The organism is Paenibacillus sp. SC116 (genome assembly GCF_024733555.1).
Lineage (GTDB): Bacteria > Bacillota > Bacilli > Paenibacillales > Paenibacillaceae > Paenibacillus_B.
Genome location: NZ_JANIOF010000001.1, coordinates 2,500,168 through 2,518,257, shown reverse-complemented (window position 1 = coordinate 2,518,257; position 18,090 = coordinate 2,500,168). Strand labels below are relative to the sequence as shown.

The following is an 18,090-nucleotide window of genomic DNA, read 5'->3' as shown; positions in this document are numbered from 1 at the left end:
GAGGAGATACAGATGCGCTGGTTAACGATTGCCCTTAACGAGGTGCGAATGAATTTTTCGCAGAAAAGCATTATTTTCGTAATTTTTGTCATGCCGCTAATTTTAATTTTTGTACTAGGTTCTTCCTTGTCTGGGATGAGTACATTCAAGCAATCAGACGTTGAGGTGAGGCAATTAACCGCTGGTGTCATTGTGGGGGAAAACAGCTCTATACAGCAAGCTTTTGATGATTGGGCAGAGCATGAGAAAGTAAAAGAACATGTCACATTTAAGCGTTATGAAACGGAAGACAAGCTGCGTCGTGATGTGAAAAATCAAATTGTAGATTACGGTGTCATTGTTCCCTCACAAGAGATACAATCAGAACCCATTTTGCTTACTGGCATTCAAGGCACGCTCACGATGTCCAATATTACGATGGAAACGCTGCTAGACACTTTTAACGCTAAGGTAGGCATGACGATTACGGCTATAAAGCAAGGGATTGATCCTTCTAAAATAGTGGAAGATACAGCGGTAGAAGCGTCTGCTGTACCAACTGTGGAGGGTGAGATTGTCCATGTAAATTCGGCTAATGCAGAGATGGTATCAGCGATCCAGTATTATGCGGTCGCCATGCTTGTCATGTTCTTATTGTATACGGGACGAGGACTTTCGGAGTCCATTTATTCGGATCGTCAAAATCAAACATTGCATCGTACGATAGCATCGCCGATACGCATGGCCGATTTCGTAGGTGGAAAAATTATGGGTCATTTCTTATTTGGCATGCTGCAGTCTGCATTTATTGTTGGATTTGCGTCATTCGTATATGGAGTAGATTGGGGCATTTCTTCATTAATCACGTTTGTTGTGTGCGCCCTCGTGTTAGTTTGTTCTCTGAGCTTAGGGTTAATTGCAGCAACTTGGTTCAAATCCCAGCAAACGATGAAAACGTTTCTTGAAACGGTCATCGTATTTATGACGGCAGTTAGTGGAGGATTTTTCATCATACCGGCTGTACATGAAAGTGTAGGTCAGTTCACGCTATCGTATTGGGCGATGGATGTATTGACTGGTGTTATGAAAGGTGCAAGCTGGAATGAAATCTGGTTTGGGCTTAGTATACTCGCAGCAATGGCTTTCGTGCTTTGTACATTTTCTCTTATCTTCGTACGAAAGGCGGTACTGCGATGAATGCACTGAAAATTGCTCAGTTTTATATTCATCGAATATTAGTGAACAAACGCGCTTGGTTTCTCACGTTTGTGCTGCCAACCGCGGTCGTGCTCATGATCATGATTACAACGATAACGAGTGTTGTTCCTGTAGTCGTTTGGTATGACGAGGATCAATCAGTATGGTCCAAACAATTGAAGGCTCAATTGGAAGAGCGATTTGAAGTCGTACAAGCTGCTAGCATAGTGGAATTGGAGCAAAGTGCTGAAAAATCAGGATTTGGTGTTTTTATTCCTGCTTCCTATAGTGAGTCACTGATGAACAGCTCCACACTTCAAGTGGACATGTATCAGAAGAATTTAAGTGAGCAATCTGCGCTCGTCAAGCTGGCTTTAGAACAGTTTGTCCAAGAGCAGCAGCGCTTCCTAGCTGATATGGGGAAGGTTGAACAAGGACAACAGCTTTCAGCCGAGAGTAAGGAAAAGCTGTACACGGAATATTTGCAAGCTAGACCTGTACTGAAAATGGAATCGGAAAAATCCAGTTCCTCTGTCTCGATGCGGATAGCTATGGGCATTTTCCTAATGTTCATCTTTATGAATGGGCTACAAGCAGTCAGCGTTATGATTGAGGATCGCCATAATCGCACGATGCTTCGCGCTTATGCTGCACCTGTACGGAACTCTGAAATATCGTTCGGTTATTTTTTAGGTGCATTTGCAAATGGAACGATACAAGTTGCTGTTGTACTGGTCATTGTACACCTAGTTCTAGGGGCTCGTATATCGACTTCAATCGTAGAACAGTTTTTGTTATTGGAACTATACTTGTTAGCTATCCTCGGGGCGCTTTGTATGATTAGCACGTTCTTAACGGATATGAAGCGGTTCACTCAGGTTGGTTATGGGATCATCGTTCCAACTTGTATGATTGGCGGATGCTTCTGGCCGGTATACATTATGGAGCCATACATGCAGCGGATTTCCTATTATGTGCCCCAGCGCTGGGTGTTGGATGCACTGGATAAGTTGGAAGCGGGTGCTTCCTTGAATACTGTCGTTCTTCCGATCGGTGTTTTGCTGTTATTTACGATTATTTTTCTTGGTGTTGGTGTATCTGCGTTTCGTCCAGCGACGAGGGAAGGGTAGTAGTCCGTATAGGCTGTCGAATTGATGTTGTAATAGAAAGGTCTTCTACACGTTTTTGTCGAATAACCGATATATATAGTGTGGGCATCTATGGAAATGACTAATCGGAGACAAAGGGGTAAGGGCCTTGAAACTTAATCCACGTATATGGACACTTCGCAACTCACTTAAGAAGAAAGTTTCGGTAGTTATTTTTGCACTCATTTTATTACCTACTATAGGACTTATATGGCTGCTTACCACTAGCGCTACTAATGAATTGTCTGACGCCCAGAAAGAACAAGTGGCGAAAATGTCTCACACGATGACGGAATCGATTAATGCAATGTTTAATGATTATGTGTTTGCCTTTCAAGCGATGGAAAAATCATTGCCGGAAATACGAACAAATGACGCGCAGCTGCAATTTCGTTTAACAACGATGGATAAGGACACCGATAAAATTTTGGCAGCGTTTGTCGTGCTTGATGGCAGATTGCATCATAGTGACGGAGTCCAAGGAACGGCAAGCTTTAATAAACAATCATGGTATACGGAGGCGTTAGCTAGCCCAGGCAAGATCATCACCTCCAAAGTTCGTAAGGACAGTGAAGGAAGGATGGTCATTACGTTTTCTCGCACCTTGAGCGATGGCAGCGGAGTAATGGGGCTGGATGTAAATACGCTGCGGCTAGCTGAGATGGCTTCAAGCTTTAAGATTGGTGAAAATGGCTATATTGCGCTTTTGGATGACTCCAATCAAGTCATCGTTCATCCTGACTATAAGCCAGGCACGGTGCTGGAAGGAGAATATGTTGCCTTGAAGACCGCCTTGAAAGGTGACCTAATGGTGAACAATGAGCAGAAGCAGCATTTTATTTCCTTTAATCGAGATAATAAGCTGAAGCTCAATGTTGTCGGCGTTATGGATCAAGGGGAGATCAAGCAGGTACAGAACCAACTGTATCGTGAAGCGATTCTTTATTTGGGGCTGATTTTACTATTTATATCAATAGGTGTGTTTGCATTTATTAAATCGATCCTGCTTCCTATTATTCGGCTTCAGCAAATGTCGAAGCGAATCGCAGATGGGGATTTGGATGTGAAGGTAAATACAAGCCGACGGAACGATGAGATTGGACTATTGGAAAATCAGTTCAATACGATGGCTGTGTCACTTGCGAGTGTGATGCGAGACCTTCGTGATACAGCGAATACGCTTGCAGCTTCATCGGAACAGTTGTCTGCCAACTCGGAAGAGAATGTCGCTTCGCTTCAACAAGTGGCGGCTTCCTATGAGGAAATAAACAATCGTTCTAACGGGATGAAGCAAGAGTTGACGGATGTGAACGAGATGGCGACTGAGGCTAATGGCAAGCTGCGAAATGTCGTTGAGCTTGTACAAGGCTCTGCTGCTAATGCGAACCAAATCCAAGCTTGGGCGGTAGATGGTGAGCGTTCCTTACGAGTTGTGAATGAACAGATGTCTACCATTATGGATCACACATACCAAGTTCAAACGGAGACCGATTTGTTGCAGGAAAAGTCTAAAGATATACAGACGATCGTTGGCTTTATTCAGAACTTGTCTCAACAAATTCATCTGCTTGCTCTGAATGCAGCCATTGAGGCCGCACATGCTGGGGAGCAGGGAAGAGGCTTTGCGGTTGTAGCCAATGAAGTTCGCAAGCTGGCAGGACAAGCCCAACAGGCGACAGAACAAATTACAACTTTAATTGAGGAGATTGCCAATCGGACGGATGCTGTCTCACAAGCGATGGTAGAAGGAACGGAGTCTGTCAACAGCGGCAGACAGTTGACCGATCAGCTTACGGGACGGATGACGGAAATGTTCCAAGTGATTCAGACGGTTAGCGATCAGTTGACGAATGCAGCTAGGGTAAGTAAAGACCTGGCACAAACGAATCGAGAAATGATTCATTCGTTCGATCAATCCCTTGAAGTGACGGAAAAAGTCGCTTCGGAGATTGAGACGCTGGCTGCGGTAAGTGAACAGCAAAATGCAGCGATGCAGGATATTGCTGCTTCAGCTAATCATTTGGCATCGGTAGCTGATGATTTGCAGCAGGTAACAAGCCGCTACAAGTTGGAGTCGTAAAGAGAACAGAAACAGCACGAAATGGCGAATAGTGAAGTGATGAGATGCACGCTTAAATGGCTCTAGGGGAATCCTGGTTAGGTCATTTTAAGCGTGCTTTCTTATTTTTTATGCTGTAATACATAGATATGATATACATGAACCACAACACGATACTTATGATGTGTACGATGAAAGATGTATGATTCATAATGGCACGGATGAGTTGGTGAATACTTAGCATTAATCCTAAAACTCCGCATGTGAATACTAACCAAATACGAGCTTTGCTCATCTAGGCACACCTCTATCATTAATGAGTTGAAAAAAGCTGACGTCGATTGATGGTGTCGTCGTCAGCTCTGTTCCTTGTTATATGTTATTTATGTTTCCTACGTTAGAAACGCAGTCATGGAATTAATCACGAGCACGAGTCATTTGCTGCCATACTGTACCTGCTGCTTCTTCGCCCGACTGGATGCGTTCTAATGCCATGCGTGCTTGCAGAGCAACCTCGAACTCAGGATCCTCCATAGCATCGGTTAACCCTTGAATAGCACGCTCATCCCCAAGATCATACAAGTAACGAGCAGCACGCCAGCGTACAAGCTTATTCTTATCTTTCAACGCTGTAATCATTGGCTCCATCGCTTGAGCATCGCCGATGTCGGATAGCGTATCGCCAGCTGTACGTCTAACGCTGACAGAAGCATCTTTCAAAGCATGAATCAACAATGGCATAACTTCTTCCGTCTTAATCTCGCCCAAATAAACGACAACTTGGCGGCGAACTTGGCTGTGCTCATCATCGATCAGTTTTTGCAGAAGAGGTAAGTTAGCTTCTTCAGGCTCCAACTGTTCCAATGCAGCATAGCGCTTGCGCCAATCGCTGTCTTGTAGTCCAGCTTCGATTGCAGCTTGATCCCAAGCAATACGCTCTTCAACGAACGGTTCATTGGATTGCTTCGATTCGATGGCTTGCTTGATGACGGATTGAAGTCTTTCCTCTGTATACGTCGCTTCAAGTTCCTGCTCGACCTCACGTGCAATAGTAGGAAGGTCGCCGTAGCGTGTACCATATTCACTTAGCTTGCGCTCTTTGATCAGCGTTGCGCTGGCAACTTCTTGGACAGCTTTTACGAATCTTTCCCCAAGACCGATTCGTTCCTCTTGTCCGCCTGCTTGTACACGAATTTGCATAGGAATGCCACGGAAATACTGCACATACACATGTGCTTCTCCAAAGCTGTAGTTCCCTGTTTCTTCTTCTGCAGCAGTGCCTTGTTCTTGAGACCAGCCAAATATATCTTGAACTTGACGCAGAATAACTGCCCAATCGTTATTCGGCTTACGATCGAGTGCAATAAAGTCTGCGGTATGGAATAGACTTTTAACGCCGTCGATGTCTAATAACTGTTGAATGATACGCGGCGCATTTTGTTTATGCTCAGGCGTATACGTACGTCTAATGCCTTCATCCAGACGCTCGTCCAATTGCAGCTTCATGCTATTTGGACTTGGTGTTGGTTCGATGCGAATGAGTTTCATATCTGATCCTCCTTGCTTAATGCGAGTACATTTATTGTACATGATAGATCGCACCCTCACAATGAATCAAGTAAATGAAGTTCGGGTATAACGTACATAAATAGGTACAATGTGCGTCGTTGGAAAAGGGATTGTTCCCATGATACGATATATAACATTAAAGATTGTAATGTGATTATGAGTGTACTCATTATTAGGTGTGTAATTATGGAGTATATGGAGCAATAGAGTAAGCAAAGCAATTTGATTTTTTATATAAACATCAGCGAGGTGAAGGCATGTTACGCTCTAGAGCAACTCGGAAATATCACAATATGGATAATGTTATGACCGAGAAGACGTGGAAGCAGTTCAAGCGTTGGCGTTCGGAGCGTCGTCTGCGTCTCCGCAAGAAGGACTATTCTTACGTCATTCCACATGTGGAGCCCAATTTGGCTGCATTGAACGAGAATCGGTCACAAACGACGATTACATGGATTGGACATTCTACTTTTTTGTTGCAAATCGGTGGACTAAATATCGTGACAGATCCAGTATGGGCAATAAAAATGGCGCTGGAAAAAAGGTTGAGCCCACCTGGAATTCCGTTACAGGATATGCCGGAAGTGGACGTTGTGCTCATTTCCCATTCTCATTATGATCATTTGCATGTTGCCTCTCTTCGTCAACTCGCGACAGAGCGAACGATCATTATTGTCCCTGTTGGCTTAAAAGGGAAGTTGTCCCGTAAAGGGTTCCGAAATATTGTGGAGCTGCAGTGGTGGGAGTCGATAACAATCGACCAAGTTAACGTGACATTCGTGCCTGCTCAACATTGGACGAGACGTTCTTTGACCGATATGAATCGCTCTCATTGGGGTGGATATGTGCTTGAGCGTATAGAGGCATCTCTGCAGGATATCGAAACGCATGCAAGTAAGAGTGCATTAGAGGCAACGAAGAAAAAGGAAAGCGGCGCTAAAGCTGTGGAGCAATATGTAGATAATGTGAGCACGATCTACTTTGTAGGAGACAGCGGCTACTTCCGCGGTTTTAAGGAGATCGGAGAGCGGTTCGATATTGATGTAACACTGATGCCGATAGGTGCTTACGAGCCTGAATGGTTTATGAACGCGCAGCATGTGAACCCAGAAGAGGCCCTGCAGGCGTTTGTAGATGTTGGTGCTAAGCTGATGATTCCGATGCATTACGGTGCTTTCAAATTAGCGGACGATACACCAAAAGAGGCAATCGACCGCTTGATGGCTGAACGAGAACGTCTTGGCATTGATCCTGAGCGTGTGCGTTTGCTGCTGCTTGGTGACACGTGGAAGGGACAGCAGTTGCCTGTTAAATCAGGCGATGAATAATAGTGGGAAGGCGTGTTTGAGTAGTGAGTGCAGTAAGTGCAGTATAAGCTAGAGGGTCTAATTACTGTATGGTAAATGCAAAATGTGAAAGTTAAGTACGAACTACCAAGTACTAATACCAAACCCGATGCTAAGTGCTTAAAGAAGAGAATCGTATATTTTTTCTTCTAGAGGTATGTAGCAGGCTATGCAGCATCACAAAGTAACAGGGCTATCCTATGCCAGCTAGATCGATTCAGCTGCTATAAGGATAGCCCTGTTTGTTAATAAAAGAAGGTAATGGTTTGGTTAAGGTCTTGCTTCTATCGCATCGAGATTATCAATCATTTGTGAGATGGACGATAGCGCATGATAGTACCTTAAATATAAGTTGAATGTTAGCTAGAGCTGAATGTTAGCGTTTAGGATTGCTGCGTTGAGCTGCTTTCGCATACTTCGCAAGCTTTTTACCCGCTTCATTCATGGCCCGTTTCGCTTGCTCGTTTTCACGGCGTTCTGCATAAGCCAGCTCGCGTTGAAGCTTACGATAAGCCTGCAGTCGGTAGGAATCCAGCTCGCCAGATTCAATAGCGGCATGTACCGCACAGCCAGGTTCTTGCTTATGACTGCAGTCGCGATAGCGGCATTGCTCGGCAAACGATTCAACATCTTGGAATGCTTGTGTAATGCCATATCCGGATTCCTCATCGGTTCCGGTAATGAGACCAACCTCGCGCATGCCAGGCGTATCGATGAGCCACGCTCCATTGGGAAGCGCCATTAGCTCACGATGCGTCGTCGTATGGCGACCTCGATTATCATCTTCGCGCACAGCATTCGTTACCATTCTCGTAGTGCCAGTGAGGGCATTGGCAAGTGTGGACTTGCCGACACCTGAAGAACCGACCAGTACGACGGTGGAGCCAGGGGCGAGATAGGCGAGCAGGCCGTCAATGCCTGTGCCGTTCTGTGCCGACACGGTGAACACTTCGGCGCCTGGCACTGCCTGCATCGCCTGCGCGACGAAGGCGGATTCCTCCGCAGCGTCAGCGACGGCGTCTGCTTTGGTAAGCACGACAGCTGGCATAGCCCCGCTGTCGTACGCAAGCGCGGCGTAGCGCTCCAGCCGCCGCGGCTCAAAGTCGCTCGTCATCGATGTGACGAGCAAGGCCGTATCGGCATTGGCCGCGACAATCTGCGCGTCTGACCGCATGCCCGCGACTTTGCGCGCGAAGCGCGTTCGCCGTGGCAGCACGCCTGCGAGCACCGCGCGGCCATCGGCCGGCCGTGGGACGACGGCGACCCAGTCGCCTACCGCCGGCCAGTCCGCGGGCGTAGGCATGCTCGCCCGCGCTTGCCCTGACGGCTCGGCGAGCCATTCGCCGCCGGCGCCGATTACCCGGTACAGGCGCTTGTGCGATAGCGCCACGCGCGCCGGTACCCAAGCTTCCCCGTAGCGGCGATGTACCGCTTCGGGCACGGACTCCTCCCAAGCACGCCATGCGGCGTCCCAGGATTCGTCCCAACCAAGCGCCGCAAGCGTATAGCTAGCCGCTTGCTCCGCACCTGCTGCCGCGCTGTCAGCCAACGCTCCAGCGATCAAAGACTCATTCGCATCCGCAAGCTGTGCATCATCAGTGTCTTTATCAGTTACCAGCGGCGCATTGGCCTCTTCTGTACCTGTATCATCTGACGCTCGTTCATACGCAAGATCTATATTTTCAAATTGTGAAATATTCGTATTGTTGTTCTCGTTTGTATGACTTGTTTCTTTTTCATGTGAATCATTCGAATAAAATTGGTTCAATGTGATTCTCCCTTTGTGTGTTGGATTAGACATAAGTGACAGGACGACACAAATAAATGGGAGGATCCCGCTTGGAACCTTAGCGGTCGTGTTTCTTTTTACGTGCAGCACGTATTCAAACAAATAAGTTTGGCATGACGCAGTTCCTGTTCTTTAAGCATGCTGGAAAGCATCATAAGTTCGGTTGCACGAAGTGCTAAGGGGCCAACGGAATCTCCCTCATGTTAAAAACTTTTTTCATATAACATCACTCGCTTTCTTGTTTGATAATTTATATTATAGCTTCTGGAAAATAAGATGGAAAGATGTGTATTCCCAATTGCATTCTTCACCTAAAACTGCGCTTCATTCCATAGATGAAGAACAACAATAGTAATCAATATTTGGTATTCATTTTGTTTCTATTTGGTTTCATGTTTTTTTCATTTAAATGTGTTATAATGTTCGCTTAAGACTATTAAGAATAGGGGACGGTTTAACGATGATTAATACGACAGGCGTTACGCTGCGTTACGGCAAGCGCGCATTGTTCGAAGACGTGAATATTAAGTTCACACCGGGCAACTGCTACGGGCTTATCGGTGCTAATGGAGCGGGCAAATCGACCTTTTTGAAAATATTGTCAGGCGAAATTGAACCAAACAGCGGCGATGTGCATATTGCGTCAAGCGACCGCTTATCTGTATTGAAGCAGGACCATTATGCGTATGATGAGCACAAAGTGCTTGATACCGTTATGATGGGACACGAGCGTCTATATTCGATCATGAAAGAGAAAGACGCTTTGTATGCTAAGACAGACTTCACTGAAGAAGACGGTATGCGTGCGGGTGAGTTGGAAGGCGAATTCGCAGAGCTTAACGGTTGGGAAGCAGAGTCTGACGCAGCAGAAATGTTGATCGGTCTTGGCATTTCTAAAGACTGGCATGACAAGCTTATGTCTGAGATTGATGGCAGTGAGAAAGTTCGCGTTCTCTTGGCGCAAGCATTGTTCGGTCGCCCGAACATTTTGCTGCTCGATGAGCCGACGAACCACTTGGATCTTGAATCAATCAAATGGTTAGAGAGCTTCTTGATGGATTATGAAGGTACCGTAGTTGTGGTATCCCATGACCGTCACTTCTTGAACAAAGTATGTACGCATATTGCGGACATTGACTTCGGCAAGATCCAACTTTATTCCGGTAACTATGACTTCTGGTACGAGTCCAGCCAATTGGCACAAACGATGATGCGTGACCAGAACAAGAAGAAAGAAGAGAAGATTAAGGAGTTGCAGGCGTTCATCCAGCGCTTTAGCGCGAATGCGTCCAAGTCCAAGCAAGCAACTTCTCGTAAGAAAATGCTCGACAAGATTACGCTTGACGACATTCGTCCGTCGAACCGTAAATATCCGTTCATCAACTTCAAGTCTGACCGTGAAGCTGGTAAACAGCTGTTGACGATCGAAGGCTTGTCCAAAACGGTTGATGGCGAGAAACTGTTTGAGAACTTGCACCTGATTGTAAACAAAGGTGACAAGATTGCACTCGTTGGACCTAACGGTTTGATCAAATCGACCTTGATGCAAATTCTGATGGGCGAAGTTGAAGCTGATGCAGGTACGTTCAGCTGGGGAATTACAACATCTCAAGCATATTTCCCGAAAGACAACTCTGCTTACTTCGAAGGCGTTAATGACTCTTTGGTAGACTGGCTTCGTCAGTATTCCAAAGATCAAGACGAAACATTCTTGCGCGGATTCCTAGGCCGCATGCTATTCTCAGGCGAAGAAGCGTTGAAGAAAGCAAGCGTATTGTCCGGGGGAGAAAAAGTTCGTTGTATGTTGTCTAAAATGATGATGACAGGTGCAAACGTGCTTCTGTTGGATGAGCCAACGAACCACTTGGATCTAGAATCCATCACAGCGCTCAACAATGGACTTATCGACTTCGATGGTACGATGTTGTTTACGTCTCATGACCATCAGTTCATGCAAACGATCGCGAACCGTATCATTGAGATTACACCGAACGGTGTTATCGACCGTGTAATGTCTTATGACGAATACCTTGAAAGCGACGAGATCAAAGAACTGCGTAAGAAACTATACGCAGAATAGAAGTTTGCAGCTCGAACTTTTAATCTCGAAGCGCTATGATATAGCAATGACGGCAATATCAGCAATACTAGCAAGACATGCAATGACTCAAGCAAGTGTGGCAGTTTAGTTCTTAGGGAAAGACGCTCCGCTTCAAGGCAAGTCGAAGCAGGGGCGTCTTTTTTGTTGACTTTTTAGGATACAAATCAAGGGTGGAGAATGTGAGTGGGTGTGTAAAGTACAATTGTAAGTGTGTGATTTGTAATTCAATTTGAGTTATCGATAACTCACTCATGATGTACAACATGAACCACTACATAATGCACGACATGATGCTCAACATAATGCACACAAAAGGTACAACATGAAGCACAACACGGGTGCTATATAAATAGGTGCCAGCCAAATCGTCATTATAGTATGACGATCATGCCCTTTGGTTAATCCATATATTTGAAAATCATTCATACCAAATCATTAGCTTCTTGCCTTAAAGAAGTGAGTTTTACAATGCAAATATTCAGAAACTATCTTATTTCAAAAGAAGGCGAGAAAAGTTCGTAATAGGTAGCTGCGCATATTTGGGTAAAGTAATTACGTAACGGTCGCCACGGAGGCTATTCTGCTTGTATTCACTTATTTTGAGAAGTAAAGGTTGCCAGAGAGCTTATTTGCCATCTAACGCGATGTAAATCACTAAATTGCTAAAATAAGCGCTCGTACGCCCGTTATAATTTTATTACAGGTGATTTAGCGAAAATAACGTCAATGGCGACCGTTAGATGAGGTCCAGAGAGCTGTGCACCGTATCCCGAAAGCACACTTACTTGGTTCATCAACAGCCGTGCTCGATGATCTTGATGATTATAATTAGTGGGCAATGTTTACACTATCTTAAAGGATAAGTGGTTATATTTTTAAACATTGCTTTATGGCGTCACTGTATCGAATTTATTGCTGAACAATTATATTTGGCTTTAAATATTTTAAATATTGATTAGTTTGTGATGATAGAAGGGAATTTGGACATGGATATTTTATTGGCTCTTGTCCCTGCGTTATTCTGGGGAACTTTATTGCTTGTCAGCTCCAAGCTTGGAGGGAAAGCACATCACCAACTCGTCGGAATGACGCTCGGTGCGCTCGTATTTGCAATTGGGATATATGTATTTAAACAGCCGGAGTTATCAACAACCATTTGGACTGCCGGTATTATTTCAGGTATATGTTGGGCGCTTGGTCAATACAATCAATTTTCCGCGGTTGGATATTTAGGCGTATCTCGTACGGTTCCTATTTCAACAGGTATGCAATTAATTGTAACGACATTGTTCGGTGTTATCGTATTCGGGGAATGGTCTACGACAACTTCTGTCATTCTAGGAATTATTGCAATTGTTCTTCTTATCATCGGTGTTGTGTTTACTGTGATGGAAGACAAGCAAGCGAATACACAAGGTACGCAAATGAGCGGCGGTAGTCAGATGCAAAAAGGAATTATGCATTTGGTTATCTCCACAGTCGGTTTCGTTGGTTATGTTATTATTCTTCGTTGGTTTGAAGTTGACGGCTGGGCCGCGATTATGCCACAAGCAATCGGTATGGTCCTTGGTGGATTGCTGTTGACGTTGAAGCATAAGCCATTTAATAAATATACATTCCGCAACATCCTTACCGGTGTTTGGTGGGGAGCTGGTAACCTTGCCTTGCTTCTATCCATCCCGCTTATAGGCGTTGCGACAAGCTTCTCCTTGTCACAAACGGGTACGATTATTTCGACACTAGGTGGTATCTTCTTGCTAAATGAGAAGAAATCCAAGCGTCAAATGGTGTTCGTTATTATCGGCTGTGTGCTTATCGTAGTAGGCGGCGTTATGATCGGACTCACAAAGGAATAGAAACAGCAGTGTATGCAGAAAAGAGGTTCTCTCTCGTCTTAATGGACGGTGGGGAACCTCTTTTTCCTTCCCCATTTAAAATAACAGATTAGGAGCAATAGAAATGTCATTTGGTGAGGTGTCTACGATAATGGTAGCTGTGTTTGTATTTGTCTTCAGATCGATAACTTTCACTGAATTTTCTGAATTTGTAGTGATATAGGCTTTTTTACCATCTGGTGTGATGGCAATGGAACGTGGGCTGATGCCAAGGGGGATCGTTGCATTGTTAATAACAGCATTCGTGATCGTATTAATGACACGAATTTCATTTGTTACGATCGCAGTTACATATGCTTTCGTACTATCTGGTGTAATAGCAATATCAAATACCGCTATACTTGGTGACATGTTTATTGAAGTAATGACAGAATCAGTAGTTGTGTCAATAACGACGACAACATTTGTACTCAGGCAGGCGAACAATTTACTGCCATCTGGTGTGGTAGCGATGTTGAATGGATTAGCGCCAAGCGGTATTGTCGTGATAACAGAAAGCGTATTTGTATTAATTACGGTAATACTAGACCCGCTGAAATTAGCTACGTAAGCTTTGCTCAGATTTAAGGAAAAAGCTAATGCAAATGGGTTAATTCCAGTAGGGATTGGAGCGCCTATCGGAGTATTCGTATTAACATCGATCACGACAACATTATTTGTAATAGCATTAATAGCATAGACTTGAAGACCATCAGGTCTAACTAATACCCCTTGGGGAAGACCTCCGGTTGAAATCGATGTAATGAAGGTGCTGGTCGTGGTATCAAAAACATCGATCACGTTTGAACCTTGAACAGCTACATACAGACGTGATCCATCTGGCGTAGATGTTGAGACAGTAGCTACAGATGGATCGGTAACCAAAGATTCAACTACTTGATCGATAGAGGTATCAATAACCGTGACCCTAGTTGAACCAGTGGAGACGTAGGCGAATAAAGGAGTAGGAGCGGTAGCAGGGACGTTGAAAGTGCGAATGATACGGCTGTCTGCATCATACAGCGTGACATGCACAGCAATATCGTCCTCCCCAGGTCCGCTGCTAATGACCCTTACTCCGAAGGCGCTACCTAACGCAACGAGTCCAGAAGATAAAGTATCGTTTGGGTTTCCTCTAGGTTGGATGTGAAACAAGCTTGTAAAAAGTGGATTATTGGTCTGTGTGCCGAATACGAGTTGAGGAAGCTCATACAGCTGAATGCTCACATTTGTAGGGAGACGACCTGTATTAACCGTACTGACTTCTGCAAAAGCAGCTCTTCCGGTCTGACTGTTATCTATCGGTCCCGAATCGTACAGAGGCATATGATCATCCCTTCCTTTTTTCTAAAATCAATGTTTGCCGTATGAAGTTAAAATAATAGATTGGGGGTAATTGCTATTTCTGAAGGCAGTACGCCAGTTGAAATGAGTTGTTGCCTCGTATTCGTCTGCAGATCAACAACAGCAATATAATTTTCAAGTGTGGCCGTTACAAATGCTTTATTACCATCTGGTGTGATTGCGATGCCTCGAGCGCCCATTCCGATTACGACTGCTTGAGAGGGAACTTCGATATCTGCTTTGGTATCGACTATGAACAGCATACCCGCGACACTTGCGGTTACATAGGCGCGTGAGCCGTCGGGCGTAACTGCAACATGAGATACACCAGACCCAACAGGGAGTGGGATGGCTGGCAGCAAAGTGTCTGTCGCCGTATCGATGACAGCAAGGGTGTTGAGTTGTACGCAGGCATATGCTTTCTTATCATCAGGTGTGGTAGCAATACCGACAGGATTAGCAGGCAGTGGGATCGTTCCTGTTGGTGCTAACGTATTTGTGTTAATAATCGTTACGCTATTTCCGTTAGAGTTGGTTACATATGCTTTAGCTAGTGATAGGACAAAAGAAACGGCAAATGGCTGGGAGCCTGTTAGAATGGGCGCACCAATGATAGTATCCGTTGCTACGTCAATGACTGAAACGCTATCTCCACCGATATTCGTTACATAGGCATGGACGCCGTCAGGCCGGACAAACACACCTACTGGGCCTAGCCCGACGGGAATGGTCGTAATCAGTGTATTGGTGGCCGTTTCATATACATCGACGCTATTCGTGCTTTGAACGGTTACATACAATTTGGTGCCATCCGGAGTTGAAGCTACACCCGTAGGGTCTGTGGATGTAGTGGAAATAAAAGTGGTCACTTGTTCTGTCTCAGCTTCGACTACACTTACATTGTCCGAGCCGTTATTAACACCATATACGAGTAAGGGAGTAGGAGCGGTTGCAGGGATGTTGAGGGTTCCAATAATGCGGTTGTCCGAATCGTAAAGTGTAACGTGTACGGCGATATCATCTTCTCCAATCCCGCTGCTGATGACTCTGACACCAAAGGCACTGCCTAAAGCGACGAGTCCAGAAGAAAGCGTATCGTTTGGATTACCTCTCGGATAGAGGTAGAACAAGCTTGTGAAAAGTGGATTGTTTGTCTGTGTACCGAATGCGAGTGGAGGCAGCTCGTATAGCTGGACGCTCACATTCGTAGGAAAACGGCCTGCATTAACGGCGCTGACTTCTGCAAATGCAGCTTTACCTGTCTGACTATTGTCTATTGGTCCTGAATCAAATATAGGCATGCGCTCACCCACTTCATATAGTTATATTTAGTTTATGGGATTTCGACTTTATTTGGATGTGTGGATGACTAATAGCGAGAAGGAATGGGTTCCTTAAACACGAAAAATGTTGAAATCTTCTACGGTTACATTCTTTCCATATAGGAATGAGAAGGTGAAATGTAGAGGTTACGAGTAAGAATAAGAAATGGATGAAGATTCGCAAAAAAATATTCTTAATCGCATCGCACTAAAACGCGTTAACGCTTAAAAGCCTTTACATGTTTGTATGATGGTGTTATATTGGCATTTGTCTAGTTAAATAAACATATGTCTGTTTTGATATATTTATAGGATGTTCACAGGAGGAATATGCACGTGGTTGAGCTTAATCAAATGTTATCCTTTCTGGCTGTTGCTATTGCACTGACATTAATGCCAGGACCAGATATTTTGTTTGTTACGGCACAAAGTATGAGCCGATCTTGGCGCAGCGGTATTACTGTTGCCCTTGGCTTATGTACAGGATTAATCGCTCATGTCGCTTTGGCGGCGGCAGGTGTATCTGCCGTCATTCTTTCTTCGCCAGCGGCATTTTTCATCATTAAGCTCTTAGGAGCAATATATTTGCTGTATTTAGCGTGGAAAGTATGGACGGGTATCCGTAAAATGAAGGCGGAAGGTGAGGTTGCTGCGACTGCGGAAGTATCATCGGTAGCGGAAGAGCCAGTTGGCAAGCATGATGCGGCAGCCAGCACGAAAGCAGGCTTCGGCTTGTATCGTCAAGGCATAGTGATGAGCGTGCTGAATCCGAAGCTCTCCTTGTTCTTCCTAGCGTTGTTCCCACAGTTCGTTCGGCAAGAAAATGGTATGGTACCGCTGCAAATGATCCAACTAGGCGTACTATTTATGATACAGGCGTTTGTTATATTTGCGGTTGTTTCGGTGCTTGCCAGCAGCTTGGGCGGGCGGCTTATGAATCAATCTGGCAGCTGGAAAATACGATTAGCTGTTACCGAGATGTTGATTTATATTTTGCTTAGCTTCAACTTATTTTTCTTATAATTAAGCATTTTGCGCTATTTTGATTAATTTAAAATAAGCCCGTTCAACCAAGCTTCCAATCACTCGTCTTCTTGTAGCCGTTGCTACAAGAAGAGAGAGAAGGAGCAGGGAACGGGCTTTTTTCATTGCGTGATTGATAGGCTACTGCTACTGTTACTTATATTGTGGATTAGCCAACACGATCTTCACGATATGAGTCAAATCGACGTCTTCAACCGGACCGCGGTCTCCCAAAATGCTTCTCAAATTGTTTGACAAATTGGTTTTGTCCTCTTTATAGAAGAAAGCAACCTCACCAAGATGCTTTAGGCTGTATTCCGTACTTGGAAGCACCTGAAACGTGCGTTCACCGATATTTTCTGGTGCAAGCGTAGTTTCTGTTTTTCCATTGTCAGCAATCTTGGCCTTAATGGCATCTACTTTACCATTGCCAACACCAATTGCTTTAAACTTCAAGTTAACAAGAAGGCTGCTGCCATTAATGCCGTTATAGCGGCCTTTGCTTGCTGTAATAAATCGTAATGTATCCGCATTTTCTTGATGCACGATCGTTAGCTTGCTGTCTGCCACAGCGCTTACAAATTGGAAGCGGGATTTGTCGTATTCAATGCTGAAATCTTCTGCATAAATATTGTTCACATTGTCCAATCTGAGCTGAACGTCAAACGTTTCGTTTAAATAAACCGAATACGTTACCGAAGTTACAGAAAGTTTCGGTGTGGAAATGTTAGGGTTGTACGGCTTCAAAGTACTTTGTTGAGGCACGTCGATAGCTGATAGTACAAAATATTTCCCGGATGAGTTATTAACTAGCTCAACAGAATGTTCTCCTGGTGACAAACCTGTCACTTCGTAAGCTAAACGTGGTGTATTATAGCTATTTTGAGAGTCATCACGGGCAATTTGTTGCAAGTTTATATTCCCGTAATATTTACCATCGATAATGACCGTAATGCCATCAGATAATGAGCTAAATGCGTTTTTACTTATTACTCGAAAAGAAGTGCCTACAATATTAAATTTTGCAGATGTACTAGAATAATTATTGTAATGCGTAGAATTATTGTAGATGTCATTCACGTGATTCCAACCATATCCATGATAGGTGAATGGATGAGAATTGCTCGAATATCGCTTCCAGCCCTGCTCAGGATTCCACATATCTGTCCCTAATTTGGCCGCACCAAAAGCTGGCATGATAGAAAATACTAAACTAAATACAAGAGCTAGAATAAAGCTAGGCATAAATTTTTTACGCATCATGTAACCTCCATATTATGTATATATTTTGTGCACATGAGCCATTGTAATGAATACAATCGAGAGATGCTAAACATAA

Annotated in this window: 12 protein-coding genes; 7 read left to right on the top strand and 5 right to left on the bottom strand. The window is 44.5% G+C overall.

Going from position 1 to position 18,090, the window contains the following annotated elements; translation table 11 throughout:
* Positions 1–12: 12 nt before the first annotated feature.
* The 3 genes from NQ117_RS10980 (at position 13) to NQ117_RS10970 (ending at position 4,404) form a co-directional block, all read left to right on the top strand.
* Positions 13–1,176: an ABC transporter permease gene (locus tag NQ117_RS10980; protein ID WP_258277975.1), complete on the top strand. Its 1,164-nt coding sequence runs from the start codon at positions 13–15 to the stop codon at positions 1,174–1,176.
* Positions 1,173–2,306: an ABC transporter permease gene (locus NQ117_RS10975; protein ID WP_258277974.1), complete on the top strand. Its 1,134-nt coding sequence runs from the start codon at positions 1,173–1,175 to the stop codon at positions 2,304–2,306. The genes NQ117_RS10980 and NQ117_RS10975 overlap by 4 nt, the downstream gene beginning before the upstream one ends.
* 127 nt (positions 2,307–2,433) lie before the next feature.
* Positions 2,434–4,404 (top strand): methyl-accepting chemotaxis protein, encoded by a 1,971-nt coding sequence (locus NQ117_RS10970; protein WP_258277973.1) that lies wholly within the window; start codon positions 2,434–2,436, stop codon positions 4,402–4,404.
* Positions 4,405–4,800: 396 nt separating this feature from the next.
* Here NQ117_RS10970 and NQ117_RS10965 read toward each other — a convergent pair whose 3' ends face one another.
* On the bottom strand, positions 4,801–5,931 hold the full coding sequence (locus NQ117_RS10965) for a virulence factor (protein WP_258277972.1): 1,131 nt from the start codon (positions 5,929–5,931) through the stop codon (positions 4,801–4,803).
* A 278-nt stretch (positions 5,932–6,209) separates the two neighbouring features.
* Here NQ117_RS10965 and NQ117_RS10960 point away from each other — a divergent pair, with 278 nt between their 5' ends.
* Positions 6,210–7,280: an MBL fold metallo-hydrolase gene (locus NQ117_RS10960; protein ID WP_258277971.1), complete on the top strand. Its 1,071-nt coding sequence runs from the start codon at positions 6,210–6,212 to the stop codon at positions 7,278–7,280.
* 394 nt (positions 7,281–7,674) lie between these two features.
* On the opposite strand, the gene rsgA is transcribed toward NQ117_RS10960, so the two are convergent.
* Complete coding sequence (gene rsgA / locus NQ117_RS10955; protein ID WP_258278233.1) at positions 7,675–8,601, bottom strand: ribosome small subunit-dependent GTPase A; 927 nt, start codon at positions 8,599–8,601, stop codon at positions 7,675–7,677.
* Between the two features lie 946 nt (positions 8,602–9,547).
* Here rsgA and NQ117_RS10950 point away from each other — a divergent pair.
* Together NQ117_RS10950 and NQ117_RS10945 are read left to right on the top strand one after the other, a co-directional pair.
* Complete coding sequence (locus NQ117_RS10950) at positions 9,548–11,167, top strand: ABC-F family ATP-binding cassette domain-containing protein (protein ID WP_258277970.1); 1,620 nt, start codon at positions 9,548–9,550, stop codon at positions 11,165–11,167.
* Between the two features lie 1,007 nt (positions 11,168–12,174).
* Positions 12,175–13,044 carry a GRP family sugar transporter gene (locus NQ117_RS10945; protein ID WP_258277969.1) on the top strand — a complete coding sequence of 290 codons (870 nt, stop codon included), beginning with the start codon at positions 12,175–12,177 and terminating at the stop codon, positions 13,042–13,044.
* A 75-nt stretch (positions 13,045–13,119) separates the two neighbouring features.
* Here NQ117_RS10945 and NQ117_RS10940 read toward each other — a convergent pair whose 3' ends face one another.
* Both NQ117_RS10940 and NQ117_RS10935 read right to left on the bottom strand, forming a co-directional pair.
* On the bottom strand, positions 13,120–14,388 hold the full coding sequence (locus tag NQ117_RS10940; RefSeq protein ID WP_258277967.1) for a YncE family protein: 1,269 nt from the start codon (positions 14,386–14,388) through the stop codon (positions 13,120–13,122).
* Between the two features lie 47 nt (positions 14,389–14,435).
* Positions 14,436–15,707 carry a YncE family protein gene (locus tag NQ117_RS10935; protein WP_258277966.1) on the bottom strand — a complete coding sequence of 424 codons (1,272 nt, stop codon included), beginning with the start codon at positions 15,705–15,707 and terminating at the stop codon, positions 14,436–14,438.
* A gap of 357 nt (positions 15,708–16,064) precedes the next feature.
* On the opposite strand from NQ117_RS10935, the gene NQ117_RS10930 reads away from it, so the two are divergent.
* Entirely contained in the window at positions 16,065–16,751 is a 687-nt protein-coding gene (locus NQ117_RS10930) for a LysE family translocator (RefSeq protein ID WP_258277965.1), read from the top strand.
* Positions 16,752–16,904: 153 nt separating this feature from the next.
* On the opposite strand, the gene NQ117_RS10925 is transcribed toward NQ117_RS10930, so the two are convergent.
* Positions 16,905–18,014 (bottom strand): cohesin domain-containing protein, encoded by a 1,110-nt coding sequence (locus tag NQ117_RS10925; protein ID WP_258277964.1) that lies wholly within the window; start codon positions 18,012–18,014, stop codon positions 16,905–16,907.
* Positions 18,015–18,090 lie beyond the last annotated feature (76 nt).